Raw genomic sequence first — 19,347 nt, forward strand, 5'->3', positions numbered from 1 at the left:
CGGCGGTTATCCCTTGCCGAGCCGCGTTGCCCGTGCGGGACAGTACTCAAGGGTTTTCCTTGCTGTGTGGACAGTCGCTGTGTCAGTTCGCATAGGGGTCGGCGATGCCGATGTATTGGGTGGTGGTGTACTCGGCGATGCCTTCTGAACCGCCTTCGCGGCCGAGTCCGGATTGTTTGACGCCGCCGAAGGGGGCTGCGGCGTTGGAGATGACGCCGGCGTTGAAGCCGACCATGCCGAATTCGATCTGTTCGGCCACGCGCAGGATCCTGTTGAAGTCGCGGCTGTAGAGGTAGGACGCGAGGCCGTACTCGCTGGCGTTCGCCAGCTTGATGGCGTCCTCTTCCGAGCTGAAGGTGGTCACGGGGGCGACAGGTCCGAAGATTTCCTGGCGGAGGATCTCGGCGTTGTTGGCACGCCGCCGAGCACGGTGGGTTGGTAAAAGTAGCCGGGCCCGTCCAGAGGTGCGCCGCCGGTGATGGCGGTGGCTCCGGCGTCGACGGCGGCACTCACCAGGGCGTGCACGTCGTCCCGGGCGCCGGCGTCGATCAGCGGGCCCACTTTCGTGGCGGAGTCGGTTCCGCGGCCGGTGGTCAGGGCGCCCATGGCGGCGGCGAATTTGCCGGTGAATTCCTGGGCGACGGATTCGTGGACGAGGAAGCGGTTGGCGGCCGTGCAGGCCTCGCCCATGTTCCGCATTTTGGCGGCCATGGCCCCTTCGACGGCGGCATCCAGGTCGGCGTCCTCGAACACGATGAACGGGGCGTTCCCGCCTAGCTCCATGGAGGTCCGCAGGACGTTCTGCGCGGCGTCGGCCATGAGGCGCTTGCCCACCGGGGTGGAACCGGTGAAGGAGACCTTGCGCAACCTTGAGTCCTTCAGCAGCGGCCCGGATATGCCGGCAGCACTGGAAGAGGCGACGACGTTGAGGACTCCGGCGGGCAGGCCGGCCTCGAGCATGGTCTGCGCGAAGTACTGCGCGGTCAGCGGTGTGAGTTTGGCCGGCTTGAGGACCATGGTGCAGCCGGCCGCGACGGCCGGTGCGACCTTGCGGGTTGCCATGGCGAGCGGGAAGTTCCACGGGGTGATCAGCAGGCACGGGCCCACCGGTTTGTGCTGGACCAGGATCTTGTTTTTGCCCTCGGGAGTGGTGAGGTAGCGGCCGTAGTCGCGGACTGCCTCTTCGGAGAACCAGCGCAGGAACTCGGCGCCGTAGGTGACTTCGCCGCGGGCTTCGGCCAGCGGCTTGCCCATTTCCAGGGTCATCAGCAGGGCGAAGTCCTCGGCGCGTTCGGTGACCAGGTCGAAGGCGCGGCGCAGGATCTCGGCCCGCACCCGGGGTGCGGTCTGCGCCCAGGACGCCTGGGCCGCGTCGGCTGCGTCGAGCGCGGCAACAGCATCTTCGCTGGTGGCGGAGGCGAGGGTGGCGAGCACCTCCCCGGTGGCGGGGTCATGGACGTCGAACGTGCCGCCGTCGGACGCATCCCGCCACTGGCCGTTGATCAGCAGACCGGTGGGCACAGACGCGAGCAATGAGGCCTCGCGTTCCGGTGAGATGGCAGGGGATAGTACGGGCGAAGTGGTCATGCGGGAGTCTCCTCGGGAAAGGGAAGGATTTGGGTGCGGTCTAGTAGCTGGCCGGGCTGTCGCCGTCGGACGGCTGGACGTACTCGGCGGCGAGGGCTTCGGAGCCGCGTGCGAGGAGGGCGACGTCGGCGCCGACCAGGATGAAGGAGGCACCGGCGTCGAGGTAGGCACGGGCGGTGGCGGGGGCGAAGGCGTTGACGCCGGCGGGTTTGCCGGCCGCCTTTGCGGCGGCGAGGCAGTGTTCGACGGCGGCGCGCACCTCGGGGTGTTCCTGCTGGCCCAGCAGCCCCATGGAGGCCGCGAGGTCGGAGGGCCCGACGAAGATGGCGTCCACGCCGTCGACCTTCAGGATGTCCTCTACCGCCTCAACCGCAGCCGTGGATTCGATCTGCATGGTGACACTGACGGTCTCCGATGCCCGGGCCAGATAGTCCGGGACCCGGTTCCAGCGGGCGGCGCGGGCAAGCGCGGAACCGACGCCGCGGACGCCGTGCGGCGGGTAGCGCGTGGCCGCCACCGCGGCCTCCGCTTCGGCCACGGAATTGACCATCGGGACCAGCAGGTTCTGCACGCCCAGGTCAAGATACTGCTTGATCAGCACAGTGTCGTTCACCGGCGGCCGGACCAGGGTGTGGACCGGGTAGCCGTGGATGGCCTGGAGCTGGGCCAGGATGGACTCGAGCCCGTTGGGGCTGTGTTCGGCATCCACCAGCAGCCAGTCCAGGCCGGACCCGGCGCAGAGCTCGGCGATGAGCGGGCTGCCGGAGCAGACCCACATGCCGGCCAGCGGCCGGTCCGCGCTTTCCAGGGCGGACCGGAAGGTATCTTCTATTCGAAGCGGCATGTGACGCTCCCGAGGGGTCCGTAGTCGGCGTGGACGGTGTCGCCCTTGTACACCCAGAGCGGGCGGGTGAAGGAACCGGCCAGGATGATGTCGCCGGCCTTCATCGAATCGCCGTGGGCGGCGATCTTATTGGCCAGCCAGTGCACGCCGTTGGCCGGGTGGTCCAGGACGCCCGCGGCGACGCCGGTTTCCTCCACGGTCTGGTTCTTGTAGAGGATCGCGGAGACCCAGCGGAGGTCGACGGCGTCCGGCTTCACCGGCCGGCCGCCCACCACCATGGCGCCCATGGCGGCGTTGTCGGAGATGGTGTCCACGATGGTCCGGCCCTCCATCTCGATCCTCGAATCGAGGATTTCCAGGGCCGGAACCACGTAGTCGGTGGCGTTGAGGACGTCGAAGATGGTGCAGCCGGGGCCTTTGAGCCCGTCCTTCAGGACGAATGCCAGCTCCACCTCTACTCGGGGGTGGGTGTACCTGTCCCATGAAACGGAGCAGCCGGTTTCCAGCACCATGTCATCGAAAATGGCACCGTAGTCCGGTTCCGTGATGCCGGTGGCGGCCTGCATGGCTTTGGACGTGAGGCCGATCTTGCGCCCCACCAGGGTCCGGCCGGCGTCCTCGTTGCGGCGCCGCCACAGCTGCTGCACCGCGTAGGAGTCCTCCACCGTCATGTCCGGGTAGCGGGCAGTCAGGCGGGGCACAGGGGTGCGGGTCCGGCCGGCTTCCACCAGCTCGTCCGCGATGGCCTCGATCGTCTTCGCGTCCAGCATGGCTTAGACCTGGGCTCCCAGCTTGAAGCCCGTCCGGTCGTCTTCGGAGGACCCTTCCTTGCGGGTGTAGGAGAAGCCGTCGGCGCCGACGGTGACGGCCATTTCGCTCTTTTCCTCGCGCTCGATGACCGGCTGCGGGTTGCCGTCCAGGTCCAGGACCAGGGAGGCCTCAGTGTACCAGGACGGGACGACGGGGTTGCCCCACCAGTCGCGGCGCTGGTTGTCGTGGACGTCCCAGGTGATGGTGGGGTTGTCCGGGTCGCCGGTGTAGTAGTCCTGGGTGTAGATCTCGATGCGGTGGCCGTCCGGGTCCAGGATGTAGAGGTAGAAAGCGTTGGAGACGCCGTGCCGGCCGGGGCCGCGTTCGATCCTGTCGCTGATGCGCAGGGCGCCCATCTTGTCGCAGATCTGGATGATGTTGTGCTTCTCGTGCGTGGCGAAGGCGACGTGGTGCATGCGCGGGCCGTTGCCGCCGGTCAGGGCGGTGTCGTGCACGGTCTGCTTGCGGTGCATCCACGCGGCGTAGGTGACGCCGTCGGAGTCCTTGATGTCCTCGGACACGCGGAAGCCGAGGTCCTCCAGGTAGGCGCGGCCGCGGGGCACGTCCGGGGTGACCTGGTTGAAGTGGTCCAGGCGGACCAGTTCACCGGCGGAGTAGAGGTCATAGCGCTGGGTGAGGCGCTCGACGTGCTCGGTCTCGTAGAAGAACTCGTACGGGAAGCCCAGCGGGTCCTCGACGCGGACGGAGTCGCCGATGCCCTTGGTGAAGCCTTCCTTGCGGCGCTCTACCCGGCAGCCGAGTTCGCGGTAGTAGGCCTCGGCGGCGTCCACCTCGGCGGGGGACTTCACCCGGTACGCGAACGCTGCCACCGCGGCGATGGGGCCCTGGCGGAGCACCAGGTTGTGGTGGATGAACTCCTCCAGGGAGCGGAGGTAGATGGTGTTTTCATTCTCTTCGGTGACGTGCAGGCCCAGGACGTCGACGTAGAACTCGCGCGACTTGGCGAGGTCCGTGACCACGATTTCCATGTAGGCGCAGCGGACGATGTCCGGTGCCGGGACAGTGGGGGTGGGAACGAAGTTGGTCATGATGTTCTCTCTTCTTTGAAAGGGGTCTGGAAGTACGACGGCGGGCGGCCGGTTTTACCGGTTACGCGCCGAATTTGGGGGTGTGGACGGAGCCGAGCGTGATGTGCACGGCCTGCTGGTCGGTGTAGAAATCGATGGAGCGGTAGCCGCCCTCATGGCCCAGGCCGGAGGCCTTGACCCCGCCGAACGGGGTGCGCAGGTCGCGGACGTTGTGGCTGTTCAGCCACACCATGCCGGCTTCCACGTTCTGCGAGAAGTTGTGGGCCCGGGTCAGGTTCTGGGTCCAGATGTAGGCCGCCAGGCCGTACTTCGTGTTGTTCGCGAGGGCGAGGGCTTCGTCGTCGTTCTCGAACGGGGTAATGGCGACGACGGGACCGAAGATCTCCTCCTGGAAGATCCGGGCGTCGGGGGAGACATCCGCGAAGACGGTGGGGGCGATGTAGTTACCCTCCGGCAGGCCTTCCGGCCGTCCGCCGCCGGCCAGCAGCCGGCCTTCGGACTTGCCGATCTCCACGTAGGAAGCGACCTTCTCGTAGTGCTCCGGGTGGACCAGGGCACCCACTTGCGTCTTGGGATCGTGGGGATCGCCGACCACGATGTTCTTGGCGCGGGCGGCGTACTTGTCGCAGAACTCGTCGTAGATGGCGCGTTCCACCAGGATCCGGGAGCCGGCGGTGCAGCGCTCGCCGTTGAGGGAGAAGACGCCGAACAGGGCGGAGTCGATCGCGGCGTCCAGGTCGGCGTCGGCGAACACCACGCACGGGGACTTGCCGCCGAGCTCCATGGACAGGCCCTTGAGGTTGGCGGCGGCGTTGCGGAAGATGGTCTGCCCCGTGGTGGTCTCGCCGGTGAAGGAGATCAGCGGGACGTCCGGGTGCTTGACCAGCGCGTCGCCGGCCTCCTCGCCCAGGCCGTTGACCAGGTTGAAGACGCCGTCCGGCAGGCCGGCTTCCTTGAAGATGGTGGCCCATAGGGATGCGGACAGCGGGGTGAACTCGGCCGGCTTGAGGACCACGGTGTTGCCGGTGGCCAGGGCCGGGGCGAGCTTCCAGGACTCGAGCATGAACGGGGTGTTCCACGGGGTGATGAGCCCGGCGACGCCGATCGGCTTGCGGTTGACGTAGTTGATCTGCGAGCCGGGGACCTTCATGGCGTCGTCGAACTGGGCCACGATCAGGTCCGCGAAGAAGCGGAAGTTCTCCGCCGCGCGCAGCGCCTGGCCCTTGGCCTGGGTGATGGGCAGGCCGGTGTCAAAGGTTTCCAGCTCGGCGAGGCGGCTTTCCTGTGCCTCGACGGCGTCGGCGATCCGGTTCAGGACCTTGGCGCGTTCGCGGGGCTTCATCTTGGGCCACGGGCCGCTGGTGAACGCTTCGCGGGCGGCGGCGACGGCGAGGTCGATGTCTTCCTTCTGGCCGGCCGCGGCGGTGGCGTAGTTCTGGTTGGAGACCGGATCCAGGACATCGAAGGTCTTCCCGCCCACGGAGTCAACGAACTTGCCGTTGATGAAGTGCTGGATGTGGGTGGGCAGGTTCTCGGGAACGTAGTGCTTTGCTGCTGTTTCTACAGGGGTCGTCATCGTTGAGGTCCTAACTGTGGTCTTTGGAGGTTGCTTGGGCGAGGTAGGCGTCAAGGGTGGCGCTGCGGTGGAGCCGTGCTGCTTTTTCGATGGTGTCGGCGTCAGCGCCGGTTTCAATGAGCCGGAGCAGGGCCTCGTGTTCGTCCACGGATTCGTGGGCCCGGCCGGGAACAAAGCGGAAGGTTGAGGACCGCAGTGATGCCAGCCGGTTCCAGCCGCGGTGGACCAGGTCCAGGATGTGCGGGTTGGGGCAGTGCTCGAACAGGACGCTGTGGAAGTCCTGGTTGAGCCGGGTGAAACGGACCGGGTCGAAGTGCTGCAGACAATCGCGCATCTCGGCGTTCACGGCGCGGGCCCGGGCAATGTCCGCCTCGCCAACCAGCGGGGCAGACAAGGCCGTGGCCGCACCCTCCACAATGCTCAGGGTCTGCATCGTGTAGAGGTACTCGGTGGGGTCGATGCCCGCCACGGTAGCCCCGACGTTGCGTTCGAACTTCACCAGGCCTTCGGCCTCGAGGCGGCGTATGGCTTCGCGGACCGGGACCACGCTGAAGCCGAGGTCCTTGGCGATGGCGGCCAGGACCAGCCGGTAGCCCGGCGTGTAGGTGCCTTCCACGATCCGCGCCTTGATGGCCTGGTAGGCCTGCTCGGACTTGCTGCCGGCGGTGCCGGTGATCGTGTCCGCTGTAACCGTCTCAGTCATTTGCCTTGCTCGCTTCCCACTCCTCATACTTCGTGCGCCATTGCGCGTTGAGCGGGTAGAGCCCGTCCACGCTGTGGCCCTGCTCCACCATTTCGGCGATGAAGACCTCTTCGCGTTCCTGGGCGATGGAGTCGTCGGCGACTTCCTCGGCGATGGCCGGCGGGATCACCAGGATGCCGTCGGAGTCGGCCACGATGATGTCGCCGGGCTGCACCGTGGTGCCGCCGCAGGCGATGGTGATGTCCGTGTCCCACGGGATGTGGCGGCGGCCCAGCACGGCGGGGTGCGGGTTGGAGTAGTAGGTGGGCAGCTCCATGGCGGCCACGGCGGAGAAGTCGCGGACGCCGCCGTCGGTGATGATGGCGGCGGCGCCGCGGACCTGGGCGCGCAGGGCCAGGATGTCGCCGATGGTGCCGGTGCCCTTCTCGCCGCGGGCCTCCATGACCAGGATTTCGCCCTCGTTGACGGAATCGATGGCGCGTTTTTGGGCGTTGAAGCCGCCGCCGTGCGTCTTGAAGAGGTCCTCGCGGTTGGGCACGTAGCGCAGGGTCCGCGCCAGGCCCACCACCTTGCGATCCGGGCGGGTGGCGGTGAGGCCGTCGATGCTGACGTTGTTCAGGCCGCGCTTGCGCAGCTGGGAGGACAGCGTGGCGGTGCAGACGCTCTCCAGCTTGGCTTTCAGCTTCGCGCTCAGGGCAGAGCCGGCGGCTGGCAAGCCCGCTGCTTCCCGGGAGCCGTAGGCTTCCTCCCGCTGCAGGTCATCGGACTTGGGCCGGGCACCAAAGTCGGCGAACGCCGTCGTACCTTCCTTAACGGTGGTGGTGAGGCGGCCGGTGCTCAGCCCGCCGTCGGCGGTACTGACTTCCACCTCCAGCACATCACCGGGGACGGCGACGGACGCGCCGGCCGGTGTGCCGGTGAGGATGATGTCCCCCTCCTCGAGGGTGAGCAGCTGGGAAAGGTCCGCCACGAGCCGGGCGAACGGGAAGAGCAGGTCTTCTGTGGTGTCGTCCTGGACCAGGTCGCCGTTGTGCCACGTGCGGATGCGCAGTTTGGCGGGGTCGACGGCGTCTGCCGGAATCAGTGCCGGGCCCACGGGGGTGAACCCGTCGCCGCCCTTGGACCGGAGGTTGGAGCCCTTGTCCGCGTAGCGGAGGTCGTACACGCCAAGGTCGTTGCTGGCGGTGACCGCGGCGACGTGGCTCCACGCGTCCCCGACGTCGACGCGGCGGGCCGCCTTGCCGATGATGATGGCGATCTCGCCCTCGTAGCCAAGGAGTTCGCAGCCGGCCGGGCGTTCGACGGCGGTTCCGGTCAGGGACAGCGAGGACGACGGCTTCAGGAAGTAGGAGGGCTGCGCCGGGGTCCGGCCGCGCTGGGCTGCCCGGCTGGGGTAGTTGATGTGCACCGCGATCACCTTGCGTGCTGCTGCAAAGGTGTCGTCGTTGACCTGCTCCAAAGCGTTCTCCTCATCAGGTACGAAATCGTATACGAAACATACTGGACCGCTTCCGACTATCCGTCAACCCCTGGTATTTCGGGGAAGTGCGCCGCTTGTAACCCGGGTCATGTGTGACGTACAGTACTGAAGCATAACCACAATTTCTATTATCGAACCATCTGTTCCGATATAGAACACATGATTTGGCGAAAGCCAGCCACACAGTGAAGTGAGGAAAGCCCGTGCAGTTCCACCACCACGGTTACGTTTCCGGTGATCCGCGCATCCAGCCGGCCGCCGGCGTCGGCATCAACCGCCCCGAAGAGCTGCCCGACCAGATCGACGTGCTCATCGTGGGCTCCGGTCCCGCCGGCATGCTGGCAGCAGCCCAGCTCTCGCAGTTCCCGGACATCACCACACGCATCGTGGAGCGCCGCGGCGGACGCCTCGCCATCGGCCAGGCCGATGGCATCCAGGCCCGCAGCGTCGAGACGTTCCAGGCGTTCGGCTTCGCCGAGGAGATCACCGCGGAGGCCTACCGGATCACCGAGATGGCGTTCTGGAAGCCGAGCCCGGAGAACCCACAGCACATTGTCCGCGCCGCCCGCGCGGTCGACGACGAAATGGGCATCAGCGAATTCCCGCATCTGATCGTTAACCAGGCCCGCGTGCTGGACTACTTCGCCCGGGTCATGGCCTTTTCCCCCACCCGAATGACCCCCGACTACGGCTACGAGTTCCGCAGCCTCGACGTCGCGGATTCGGGGGAGTACCCCGTGACCGTGACCCTGCTCCACACCGCGGGCGAGCTGGCAGGCCAGGAGCGCGTTGTGCAGGCCAAGTATGTGGTGGGTGCCGACGGTGCCCGCAGCAAGGTCCGCGAATCGATCGGCTGCACCCTCGCCGGAGACCAGGCCAACCACGCCTGGGGCGTCATGGATGTCCTCGCCTCCACAGACTTCCCGGACATCCGCACCAAGTGCGCCATCCAGTCCCACGACGGCGGCAGCATCCTCCTGATCCCGCGCGAGGGCGGCCACCTCTTCCGCATGTACGTCGACCTCGGCGTCGTGCCGGAGAACGACAACGGCGCCATCCGCAAGACCACCATCGAACAGATCATCGCCCACGCGAACCAGATCCTCACCCCCTACACCCTCGACGTCCGCAACGTCGCCTGGCACAGCGTGTACGAGGTGGGCCACCGCCTCACCGACAGGTTCGACGACGTCCTGCCCGCCGACCGGGACACCCGCACGCCGCGCGTGTTCATCACCGGCGACGCCTGCCACACCCACAGCGCCAAGGCCGGCCAGGGCATGAACGTTTCCATGCAGGACGGCTTCAACATCGGCTGGAAGCTCGGCCACGTACTCGAAGGCCGCAGCCCGGAGTCCCTGCTCGCCACCTACTCCGCGGAACGCCAGGTCGTGGCGAAGAACCTCATCGACTTCGACAAGGAGTGGTCCACCCTCATGGCCAAGAAGCCCGAGGAGTTCAACGACCCCTCGGAACTCGAGGACTTCTACGTGCGCACCGCCGAATTCCCGGCCGGCTTCATGACCGAGTACGCGCCGTCAATGATCGTCGCCGAGGCCAAGCACGCCGGCCTGGCCACGGGATTCCCGACCGGCAAGCGCTTCAAGTCCGCCCCCGTGCAGCGCGTCTGCGACACCAACCCGCTGCAGCTGGGACACCAGGCAAAGGCCGACGGGCGCTGGCGCATCTACGTTTTCGCCGACGCCGCCGAAGCCGGCGCCCCGTCGCCGGCCACCGACCTCGCGCACTGGCTGGAGAACTCCCCGGAGTCCCCGCTGGCAGCCACGCCCGAGGGCGTCGACGCCGATGCCTGGTTCGACGTGAAGGTCATCTACCAGCAAGACCACCGGGACATCGACATCAACGCCGTCCCTGCCGTGTTCAAACCGGAGGTCGGGCCGTTCAAGCTCACCAACCTCGAGAAGGTCTACGGGACCGACCCGAAGGCCGACATCTTCGACCTGCGCGGCCTGGACCGCGGCGGCGTCGTGGTGGTGGTCCGCCCGGACCAGTACGTGGCGAACGTCCTGCCGCTGACCGCGACGGCGGAGCTCGGGGAGTTCTTTGCGCCCCTCCTCCCGGGCCGCCGGGCTGAGCCGGTTCAGGCTGAGCCGGTTCCGGCCGAAGCGCGTCAGCCCGAAACGCTGCAGTCCGCCGGCTCGGGGCTGGTGGCCAACCTGGTGTAGAGGCCCGTCTGTCGGGGAGGCCAGGGCCTCCCCGGCAGACCCATAACTCAGTCGGAACAACAGAGTCCGGATCCCTTTGCGACAAAGGATCCGGACTCTGTTGTTCCGGCTGCGCATCGCCCGTGAGCCTACCTGGCCGCAGCAGGTCCCGTCTTGACCGCGCACTGCCGCCGCGGGACCCTCTGAATAAAGGCTGCGATGCTCTACGAGTGCGCTGAGGCACAACAACTGATCGCTGCCAGACAAGCCCTATCCGACCGGGACTGCCACGCTGGATTTAGCGGTGCGAGGCCATTGCCTGCACCCCTCTCCAACGCTCATGACCGTTAAGAAGGATCCAATGAGTATTTCAAATTCCGAGTTCCGGACTGCAGAAGCAAATCCGCACAAGGAGCAGTCCACCGCCCTCCGCGCGGGCAGCATCGGCGTCCTGGGCATTCTCTTTTTCGTTCTTTCGGCCCAGGCCCCGTTGACCGGCATCGTCGGTGCAGCGCCCCTGGCCGCTGCCCTCGGCAATGGCGCCGGGGCGCCGGGCGCATACCTCGTCGTGGGCATCGTCATTGTCATTTTCGCCGTCGGCTTCGTGGCCATGAGCCGGAAGGTGCAGGCCAGCGGTGCCTTCTATGCCTACGTCTCCGCCGCCTTCGGCCGAAAGACGGGCACGGGAGCTGCCTGGCTGGCGCTGCTCGCATACAGCACGGTGCAGGCCGCCATGTACGGGCTCTACGGTGCGGCCTTCTCCGGCCTGCTGGGTTCCGCCGGCGTGGCCGTTCCCTGGTGGCTGCTGGCCATTGCCACCATGGCAGGCGTGCAGGTGCTTGGATCAAAGAACATCGAACTCGGCGCCCGCGTCCTGGCATTCCTCGTCGGCCTGGAGGTCGCGATCCTGTTGCTGTTCGGATTCACTGTCCTGCTGAAGGGCGGGGGCCCCGAAGGCCTCAACATGGCCGCCTCCTTCTCCCCGGAAGCGATCGCAAGCGGCGCCCCCGGTGTTGCCATCATGTTCGCCGTTGCCTCCATGTTCGGCTTCGAGTCAACGGCCATCTACTCCGCCGAGGCCAAGGATCCCCACCGGACGGTGGCGCGGGCAACCTACCTGTCCGTGTGCATCATCGCCGTGTTCTTCGCCTTCATCACCTGGATGCTGGTGAGCTTCTACGGGCCCTCGCACGTCATCGACGCCGCCGGTGCCGCCCTGGAGTCCGGAGACGCGACCTCCTTCGTCATCGGCCCGCTTGTTGAACTGTTTGGGCCGTGGGCCGGTGTGACCGCCGGAATCCTTCTGGTGACCTCCCTCCTGGCAGGCATCATCGCCTTCCACAACGGCATCAACCGCTACCTCCACTCGCTGGCCCTGCGCGGATCCCTGCCCGCTGTCCTGGCGCGGACCAACAAGCACCGCGCCCCCGCATCCGCGGCCTGGGTCCAGACAGCCGTCGCCGGGCTGCTCGTGGGCCCGTTCGCCGTCCTGGGAATGGATCCTGTGCTGACGCTCTTCTCCTGGTTCAGCGGACTCGCCGTGGCCGCACTGCTGGTGCTCTACATGCTGTGCTCCCTCGCCGTCGTCACATTTTTCCGCCGTGAACGGGTGCCCGGGCAGCTCTGGCAGACCCTCATTGCACCGGTCCTTGCTTCGCTGCTGCTGGTGTGGGTCCTGTACCTGGTGGTCAGCAACTTCACCTCCCTGATCGGCGGCAGCGCCGAAACGGCCGTCGGGCTGCTGATAGCCGTCCCCGTCATGTTTGTAGCCGGAGTGGTGGCGGAAATCGCAGTGGAGAAACGCGCCGGCACCTCGGGGCTCCCGTTCGCCGACGAGGCTGCTGCCGGCGGCAACTAACGGCCCGTCGTCCCGAACAGTTCGGCAGGGACGACGACGGCGGCGGGCTGGGCGTCCGGCCCGCCGTCCCGCTGGCCGTCGGGCCCGCCGTCCCGCTGGGCGTCCGTCCCGCCCTCCCGCCGGGCGTCCCTGCGGCAATCCCGTCTGGCGAGGCCGGCGGCGAGCAGGAGCAGCGCGGCGATGCACGTTGCGGCTCCACCGGCAGCGGCGGGATCACCGGGCCAATGCCCGGTGATCCCGAGCAGGGCCGGCACCGTTGCTGTCGCCTGGCTGCCCAGGACCAGGGACCAGCCGATCAGCGGCGACAGCCGGCTCTGGCCGGGCGCGAGCGAGAAGAAGAACAGCATCCACAGGTAGGACCAGCAGAGCCAGAGCACCGCCAGCAGCGGGTCCCGGGGGAACCAGGCCGCGGCGAGCAGGAGGCCGCACCCGGCCACCATTCCGCAGAACCAGCCAAGGCCCCGGGAACCCAGCCCCAGCAGGAAATCCAGCCCGACGTAAACGTAGGTCATGCCGAACAGGAACATGCCTGACGCTGAAAGCAGCAGCTGCACGCCGCCGTCGGACTCCTGAGCCGCAGCGCCCGCAGCCGTGACGCCCAGACACATGGCGCCCAGATACGTGACGCCCAAGAGCAGCTGAAGGCTGCCGATGACCAGGCTCAGGACGGCTGCGTCCCGGCGGGGGAGGGCTCCCAGGGTGGCGAGCCCGTTGACCAGCAGCGCGGCGCCCGAGAGGAGGAGGCAGACGTATGCCATCAGCCGGCCCTCCTCAAAGGGGTCAAAGACCCGTCTCTCATAATGGGGAATTCAGCTGTCACAATACGGACAATAGGGCATCCAATCTCAGCCGCCTAGCCGGTCGCGGTCTTAATCGGTTAGGTTGAAAGCTCAACTATAGGGCGCCGCGCTGCACATACCCCGCCGCCGGATGCCGAAGATAGGACTATTCATGGATGCACGGCTGGAGGCTGTCAGGGACACGGTGCTGGCGCGGAATCCGGGCGAAGCCGAGTTCCACCAGGCGGTGATTGAGGTGTTTGAAAGCCTGGGCCCTGTCCATGACCGGCACCCCGAGTTCCTTGAGGCCGCCATCCTGGAGCGGCTCTGCGAGCCCGAACGCCAGATCATCTTCCGGGTGCCATGGACGGATGACTCCGGCCGGGTGCAGATCAACCGCGGCTTCCGGGTGGAGTTCAATTCGGCGCTCGGCCCATATAAGGGCGGCCTCCGGTTCCATCCCTCCGTTTACCTCGGGATCGTGAAATTCCTCGGTTTCGAGCAGATCTTCAAGAACGCGCTCACCGGCATGCCGATCGGCGGCGGCAAGGGCGGTTCCGACTTCGACCCCCGCGGCCGCAGTGATGCCGAAGTCATGCGGTTCTGCCAGTCGTTCATGACTGAGCTCTACCGGCACATCGGCGAGTACACCGACGTGCCGGCCGGTGACATCGGCGTGGGCGGCCGTGAAATCGGTTATCTGTTCGGCCAGTACAAGCGCATCACCAACCGCTATGAGTCCGGTGTCCTGACGGGCAAGGGCATCTCCTGGGGAGGTTCGCTGGTCCGGCCCGAGGCCACCGGCTTCGGCACCGTCATCTTCACCGAAGAGATGCTCAGGACGCGGGGCTCATCCTTCGACGGGCAGCGCGTGGTGGTGTCCGGCTCCGGCAATGTTGCCATCAACGCCATCGCGAAGGCCCAGTCGCTCGGCGCCCACGTGGTGGCCTGCTCCGACTCCTCGGGATACATCGTGGACGAGGCCGGGGTCGAGGTCGGGCTGCTCCGCCAGGTCAAGGAAGTGGAACGCGGACGCCTCAAGGACTACGTTCTGCGCCGTTCCGGCGTTTCCTACGTGGAGGCCGGCTCCGTCTGGGACGTCGACGCCACTGTCGCGCTGCCGTGCGCCACGCAGAACGAGCTCGACGGCGGTGCTGCCGCCCGGCTGGTGCGGAACGGCCTGGTTGCCGTCGGCGAGGGTGCCAACATGCCCTCCACCCGGGATGCGGTGGCAGTATTCCAGGAGGCCGGTGTGCTGTTCGGGCCGGGCAAGGCCGCCAACGCAGGCGGTGTGGCGACTTCGGCGCTCGAGATGCAGCAGAACGCGAGCCGCGACTCCTGGTCCTTCGAGCACACGGAACAGCGGCTCACGGACATCATGGTGGGAATCCATAACAGCTGCGCCTCCACCGCGGATGAGTACGGTGAGCCTGGAAACTACGTGCTGGGCGCGAACATCGGCGGCTTCGTCAAGGTGGCGGATGCGATGCTGGCACAGGGTCTGATCTAGCCGCCGGATGATCCGGGTGCCGGCTGCCTAGGCGCCGCGCCGCCAGTCGGTGGGTGACTCGCCGAAGGCCTCCCGGAAGGTGCGGCTGAAGTGCGCCGCGTCCAGGAATCCCCAGCGCGCCGCCACGGCACCCACGGAGGTGCCGGAGTGCAGCGGATCCCTGAGATCACGGCGGACGCGTTCCAGCCGGCGGCTCCGGATCCAGCTGGCAACTGTGCTGCCGGACTCGTGGAAGACGTTGTGCAGGTGGCGGGTCGAAATGAAATGCGCCGCCGCAATGCTGGCCGGCGACAGCTGCGGATCGGCGAGGTTCGCCTCGATGTAGTCACGGACCGATGCGGCCAGCAGCGCCTGGGGCTTCATGCTGTCCGCGGCCAGATCCAGTTCCGCACGGAGCATGGTGGAGACGAGGTCCAGCGTGTTGGCAGCGAGCCGGGAGCCGCTCGGCCCGCTGAGTGCCTCTAGATTGCCGGCGAGCTGCGTAATGAACGGTCCCACAATGCCTGCCAGTCCGGATTCCACGGCCATGCGGACGGCCGACAGCTGTCCCACATACTCCGGCGGCAGCGACAGGGAGTCGTGCGGGAACATGACCACCATCATGCGCGCCGCATTCTCGAACGCCAGCGTGTACGGGCGGTTGGTGTCATAGATCGCCAGGTCGCCGGGGCGGAGCACGGCCTCGCGGTTGTCCTGGATGAGGAGCCCCGTGCCTTCCAGTTGGAGGTTGAGCTTGAAATAGCGCTGGTCGGACTGTGCCAGGAGGGCCGGTGTGCGGTGGACGCTGTGGCTTGAAGCCGAAACTTCCACGATGCACGTGCGGTCCAGCACCCTGGAGCGCATGCGGCCACGGAACTGCTCAGGCCGGTCCGTTTCGGCGGCCAGTGGCACGAAGGACTGTGCGACGAGGTGCCTCCAGTGGTTAAAGGAGGTGGCCACGCTGGAGGTGAGGGCCTGGTCCGCGGAGCGGATTGTGGTTGCTGGCATGAACATTCCTGACGCCGGTTGGCTGTCTGTTGCGGGTCCCCAATACTGTGTCGTGGAACACAGTCATTTCAGGTTAGCGGCGAAATTCTGCGCTGTCATCTTTTTTCAACGTATGGCGAAAAAAGATTCCCTGAACGCCGGCCGTTGCGCCGCTTACCTGTTTTTGCCCCGGGCCGCCACCGCCCAGCGGTCCACAAGCTCGCCTCCGCGGATAACCGCAACGTCGTCCACGAGGTTCATCGCGAGGCACACGTGGTTGGGGATGACCCGCAGCCGGTGCCCGATGGCGGGCATCGTATCGGGCCCGGGCCACTCAACGGTCGCGTGGTGCTCCGACAGTGCGGTTATCCGGGCGTCGGGATGGTCCATCAGGCGTCCGAAGCCGCTTGCCCACGCGGGCCGGTCGCTGCCGAGGACCTTGCTGCCGGAATCGATGATGAAGCGTGCAGGACCGTCCGCCGGGGTTGCGTGGTGGCTGACCACGGTGGCCGCCACTGTCAGCGCGATGTCATCGACGGCGCACCGCTCCAGCTCCAGTTGCTGGGCGTCACCAAAGACGTAGACGCCCGGGCGCACCTCGGTGGCGGCTGAGTTTCCCGTCAGCATCGCCGTCGGGGTGGAGCCGCCGCTGCGGCAGGTGACCTCGAATCCTGCCGCCTTCAGTACCTCGGACGCCTGGTTCAGGGCCTGCTGCTCCTGCCCGGCCGCCTCGACCGGCATGCCCGGTGCGTAGCTGTGTCCCGGAAAGGTGAAGACTCCCGCGACTTTCAGCCCGGCGCGCGCCGCGGCTTCGGCCACCGGCGCGACGGATTCCGGGTGGACGCCGCTGCGATGGTGGCCGCTGTCCAGTTCCACGAGGACACTGATGCTCCCAGCGGCGCTGCCGAGGCCGGATCCCAGATTAGTTGCGCCCTCTACGGAGTCCACGCCGACCGTGATCTGCGCAGTTTGCGACAGGTGTTTAAGCCGCTCGGCTTTCTGCGGCGAGATCCAGAGCGGGTAGGCGATGAAGAGGTTGTCGACGCCGGCGGCGGCGAACACTTCAGCCTCGCCGATGGTTGCCACTGTCAGTCCGGAGGCTCCGGCCGCGATCTGGCGGGCTGCGATTTCGGGAACCTTGTGGGTTTTGGCATGCGGCCGCAGTCCCAGGCCCCGTGCCCGGACGGCTGATGCCATCCTCCGGATGTTCCGGTCGAGGATGTCGACGTCGATCATGATGTCCGGCGTATCGATTTCCTCTGGGATGGTCACTTCCGGCGTCTCCTGGTTGTTCTTGATCAATGCTGCACCGTCAGCAGGGAGAGGTATCCCTCAAGCTGTCCGTCCAGGCCGAGCTCCGTCTGGCCCTCCGGGAGCAGCGCTGCCGCGATCTGGGCCCCCAGCAGCATGTTGAGCAGCTGGCCGGCGAGGCTGTCGTCGTCGACGGCGGTATTTACGTCCCCGCTGTCCCTGGCCTCCGCGAGGTGGCGCCGGATCGTATCCAGCCACTGCTGCATCGATTCCCGGTGGATCTGCGCCTTGCCGGGATCGTTGATGGCCTTCTGCCAGAAGGGGATGACGATCCGGGCTTCATTGATCCGTTCCTCATCCAGCGGGAGGACTTCGACGCAGAAGGCCCGGAGGGCCGCCAGCCCCGAAAGCCCCGAAGTGACTTCGGCGATGCGCTCGTTGGTCCGGTTGAAGACGTGGCCGAACGCGAAGGTCAGCAGGGTGTCCTTGGTGGGAAAGTACGGCTTGAGCGCGCCGTTCGCGAAACCGGCCTCGGTGGCGATCTCCCGCATCGTGGCGCTTTCGATACCCAGCCTGGCGATGATCCGCCAGGTCGCATCGACGAGTTCCAAGCGGCGCTCGTCGTGGTCAACAATCTTTGGCACGCGGCCGCTCCCCGGTAAATATTTTCCGCCCAGACTCTTGTGAGCCATCTTACGTTCGCTTATTCTCTACAACTATAGAAAATAAAAATCCGACCCGCCAGGGTCCCGGACAAAGGCCGCCATGACGCTCTCCATCACAGAAACAGCCAGCCCGTTCCGCCTCGCATCCGCGGCGGACATCAGCGAGGTGCAGGGCATTCTTCGCTCCGGCGGCCTCCTTGGTCCGGAGAAGCGCATTGCCTACCTGGGCCTGCTGGACCCTGCCCGGGAAACAGCCGCCCGGGAAACAAATGCCGCCCGCGGAACTGCCGCCGGAACCGGCTCCGGCACCGAAGACCGGCGTTTCCGGATCTTCATCCACGATGTCTCCGGTGCCCGGCCGCAGGATGTCACCGTCTCGGTCACCAGCGGCACCGTGATCTCCGCCGTCGAACTCGACACCGCCGCCACCGGGGAGCTGCCGGTCCTGGAAGAGGAGTTCGAGGTGGTGGAGCGGCTGCTGGCCACGGACGAGCGGTGGCTGACGGCCCTGGCCGCCCGGAACCTGGACGTCAGCAAGGTGCGCGTTGCCCCGCTGTCCGCCGGCGTGTTCGAGTACGCGGAGGAGAAGGGCCGCCGGATCCTGCGCGGGCTCGCCTTTGTGCAGGACTTCCCGGAGGACAGCGCCTGGGCCCACCCTGTGGACGGGCTCGTCGCCTACGTGGACGTGGTCAGCAAGGAAGTCACGCAGGTGATCGACACCGGCGTCTTCCCTGTCCCGGCAGAGCACGGCAACTACACCGATCCGGGGCTCACCGGACCGCTCCGCACCAGCCAGAAGCCCATCAGCATCACCCAGCCCGAGGGCCCCAGCTTCACGGTGACCGGCGGCAACCACATCGAGTGGGAGAAGTGGAGCCTGGATGTCGGCTTTGACGTCCGCGAGGGCGTGGTGCTGCACAACATCGGCTTCCGGGACGGGGGCCGGCTCCGGCCCATCATCAACCGCGCGTCGATCGCCGAGATGGTGGTCCCGTACGGGGATCCGTCCCCGATCCGGTCCTGGCAGAACTACTTCGACACGGGGGAGTACCTCGTGGGCCAGTACGCCAACTCCCTGGAACTGGGCTGCGACTGCCTCGGCGACATCACCTACCTCAGCCCCGTCATCAGCGACGCCTTCGGCAATCCCCGCGGGATCCGCAACGGCATCTGCATGCATGAGGAGGACTCGGGCATCCTGGCCAAGCACAGCGACCTCTGGTCAGGCATCAACTACACCCGCCGGAACCGCCGGCTGGTGATCTCCTTCTTCACCACCATCGGCAACTACGACTACGGCTTCTACTGGTACCTCTACCTGGACGGCACGATCGAATTCGAAGCCAAGGCCACCGGCATCGTCTTCACCTCCGCGTTCCCGGACGGCGGTTCGGACAACATCTCCCAGCTCGCACCGGGCCTCGGAGCCCCGTTCCACCAGCACATCTTCAGTGCCCGCCTGGACATGGCGGTCGACGGCTTCACCAACAGGGTGGAGGAAGAGGACGTGGTCCGGCAGCCGATGGGCCCGGGCAATGAGCGCGGCAACGCGTTCTCCCGGAAGCGCACCGTCCTGGCCCGCGAGTCCCAGGCCGTCCGCGAGGCTGACGCCCGCACGGGCCGGACCTGGATCATCTCCAACCCCGAATCCCGCAACCGCCTGGGCGAGCCGGTGGGCTACAAGCTGCACGCGCACAACCAGCCCACCCTGATGGCCGACCCCGAATCCTCCATTGCCCGGCGGGCCGCCTTTGCCACCAAGGACCTGTGGGTCACCCGCTACGCCGAGGACGAGCGCTATCCCACCGGCGACTTCGTCAACCAGCACTCCGGCGGCGCAGGCCTGCCCTCCTACATCGCCCAGGACCGCGACATCGACGGCCAGGACATCGTCGTGTGGCACACCTTCGGACTGACCCACTTCCCGCGGGTGGAGGACTGGCCCATCATGCCCGTGGATACCGTCGGCTTCAAGCTCCGCCCCGAAGGCTTCTTCGACCGCAGCCCGGTCCTGGATGTGCCCGCCAACCCGAATGTGCGGGCCGGGGGCCACTGCCACGGCGACGCCGGGGAGTCCGCCGAGTCCCACTGCCACGGCTAGGCT

General features: G+C 66.9%; 14 protein-coding genes and 1 pseudogene. 4 read left to right on the top strand and 11 right to left on the bottom strand.

Annotation, left to right across the window (positions count from 1 at the left end):
• Positions 1-82: 82 nt before the first annotated feature.
• The 7 genes and pseudogenes from ACFTSA_RS18475 to ACFTSA_RS18505 form a co-directional block, all read right to left on the bottom strand.
• Positions 83-1,587 (bottom strand): annotated as a pseudogene (locus tag ACFTSA_RS18475) (NAD-dependent succinate-semialdehyde dehydrogenase).
• Positions 1,588-1,627: 40 nt separating this feature from the next.
• Entirely contained in the window at positions 1,628-2,431 is an 804-nt protein-coding gene (locus tag ACFTSA_RS18480) for an HpcH/HpaI aldolase/citrate lyase family protein (RefSeq protein WP_377953110.1), read from the bottom strand.
• Positions 2,416-3,201 carry a 2-oxo-hept-4-ene-1,7-dioate hydratase gene (gene hpaH, locus ACFTSA_RS18485; RefSeq protein ID WP_377953111.1) on the bottom strand — a complete coding sequence of 262 codons (786 nt, stop codon included), beginning with the start codon at positions 3,199-3,201 and terminating at the stop codon, positions 2,416-2,418. Before hpaH ends, ACFTSA_RS18480 begins: the two co-directional genes overlap by 16 nt.
• A 3-nt stretch (positions 3,202-3,204) precedes the next feature.
• Complete coding sequence (gene hpaD, locus ACFTSA_RS18490; RefSeq protein WP_377953118.1) at positions 3,205-4,290, bottom strand: 3,4-dihydroxyphenylacetate 2,3-dioxygenase; 1,086 nt, start codon at positions 4,288-4,290, stop codon at positions 3,205-3,207.
• Positions 4,291-4,351: 61 nt separating this feature from the next.
• Complete coding sequence (gene hpaE / locus ACFTSA_RS18495; RefSeq protein WP_377953120.1) at positions 4,352-5,866, bottom strand: 5-carboxymethyl-2-hydroxymuconate semialdehyde dehydrogenase; 1,515 nt, start codon at positions 5,864-5,866, stop codon at positions 4,352-4,354.
• A 10-nt stretch (positions 5,867-5,876) separates the two neighbouring features.
• Positions 5,877-6,569 (bottom strand): GntR family transcriptional regulator, encoded by a 693-nt coding sequence (locus tag ACFTSA_RS18500; RefSeq protein ID WP_377953121.1) that lies wholly within the window; start codon positions 6,567-6,569, stop codon positions 5,877-5,879.
• Complete coding sequence (locus tag ACFTSA_RS18505) at positions 6,562-8,028, bottom strand: fumarylacetoacetate hydrolase family protein (protein ID WP_377953122.1); 1,467 nt, start codon at positions 8,026-8,028, stop codon at positions 6,562-6,564. Before ACFTSA_RS18505 ends, ACFTSA_RS18500 begins: the two co-directional genes overlap by 8 nt.
• 224 nt (positions 8,029-8,252) lie before the next feature.
• On the opposite strand from ACFTSA_RS18505, the gene ACFTSA_RS18510 reads away from it, so the two are divergent.
• Positions 8,253-10,235 carry an FAD-binding monooxygenase gene (locus ACFTSA_RS18510; protein WP_377953123.1) on the top strand — a complete coding sequence of 661 codons (1,983 nt, stop codon included), beginning with the start codon at positions 8,253-8,255 and terminating at the stop codon, positions 10,233-10,235.
• 340 nt (positions 10,236-10,575) lie between these two features.
• Positions 10,576-12,072 carry an APC family permease gene (locus tag ACFTSA_RS18515; protein ID WP_377953124.1) on the top strand — a complete coding sequence of 499 codons (1,497 nt, stop codon included), beginning with the start codon at positions 10,576-10,578 and terminating at the stop codon, positions 12,070-12,072.
• Here the strand turns inward: ACFTSA_RS18515 and ACFTSA_RS18520 are convergent.
• Positions 12,069-12,830 (bottom strand): AmiS/UreI family transporter, encoded by a 762-nt coding sequence (locus ACFTSA_RS18520; protein ID WP_377953125.1) that lies wholly within the window; start codon positions 12,828-12,830, stop codon positions 12,069-12,071. The two genes, ACFTSA_RS18515 and ACFTSA_RS18520, sit on opposite strands and share 4 nt — an antisense overlap.
• A gap of 193 nt (positions 12,831-13,023) precedes the next feature.
• On the opposite strand from ACFTSA_RS18520, the gene gdhA reads away from it, so the two are divergent.
• Entirely contained in the window at positions 13,024-14,361 is a 1,338-nt protein-coding gene (gene gdhA, locus ACFTSA_RS18525; RefSeq protein WP_377953126.1) for an NADP-specific glutamate dehydrogenase, read from the top strand.
• A 27-nt stretch (positions 14,362-14,388) separates the two neighbouring features.
• Here the strand turns inward: gdhA and ACFTSA_RS18530 are convergent, their stop codons facing one another.
• The 3 genes from ACFTSA_RS18530 to ACFTSA_RS18540 form a co-directional block, all read right to left on the bottom strand.
• A complete protein-coding gene (locus ACFTSA_RS18530) occupies positions 14,389-15,348 on the bottom strand; it encodes a helix-turn-helix domain-containing protein (RefSeq protein WP_377953127.1) in 960 nt (319 codons plus the stop codon).
• Between the two features lie 153 nt (positions 15,349-15,501).
• The gene (locus ACFTSA_RS18535; RefSeq protein WP_377953128.1) at positions 15,502-16,599 is read right to left on the bottom strand and encodes a D-TA family PLP-dependent enzyme; all 1,098 of its coding nucleotides are present in this window, start codon (positions 16,597-16,599) and stop codon (positions 15,502-15,504) included.
• 26 nt (positions 16,600-16,625) lie between these two features.
• On the bottom strand, positions 16,626-17,222 hold the full coding sequence (locus tag ACFTSA_RS18540) for a TetR/AcrR family transcriptional regulator (RefSeq protein ID WP_377953130.1): 597 nt from the start codon (positions 17,220-17,222) through the stop codon (positions 16,626-16,628).
• A gap of 121 nt (positions 17,223-17,343) precedes the next feature.
• On the opposite strand from ACFTSA_RS18540, the gene ACFTSA_RS18545 reads away from it, so the two are divergent.
• Positions 17,344-19,344, top strand: coding sequence for a primary-amine oxidase (locus tag ACFTSA_RS18545; protein WP_377953132.1), 2,001 nt, complete (start codon positions 17,344-17,346; stop codon positions 19,342-19,344).
• The last annotated feature ends 3 nt before the right edge of the window (positions 19,345-19,347 follow it).

Source organism: Arthrobacter sp. NPDC057013, assembly GCF_042674585.1.
GTDB lineage: Bacteria > Actinomycetota > Actinomycetes > Actinomycetales > Micrococcaceae > Arthrobacter.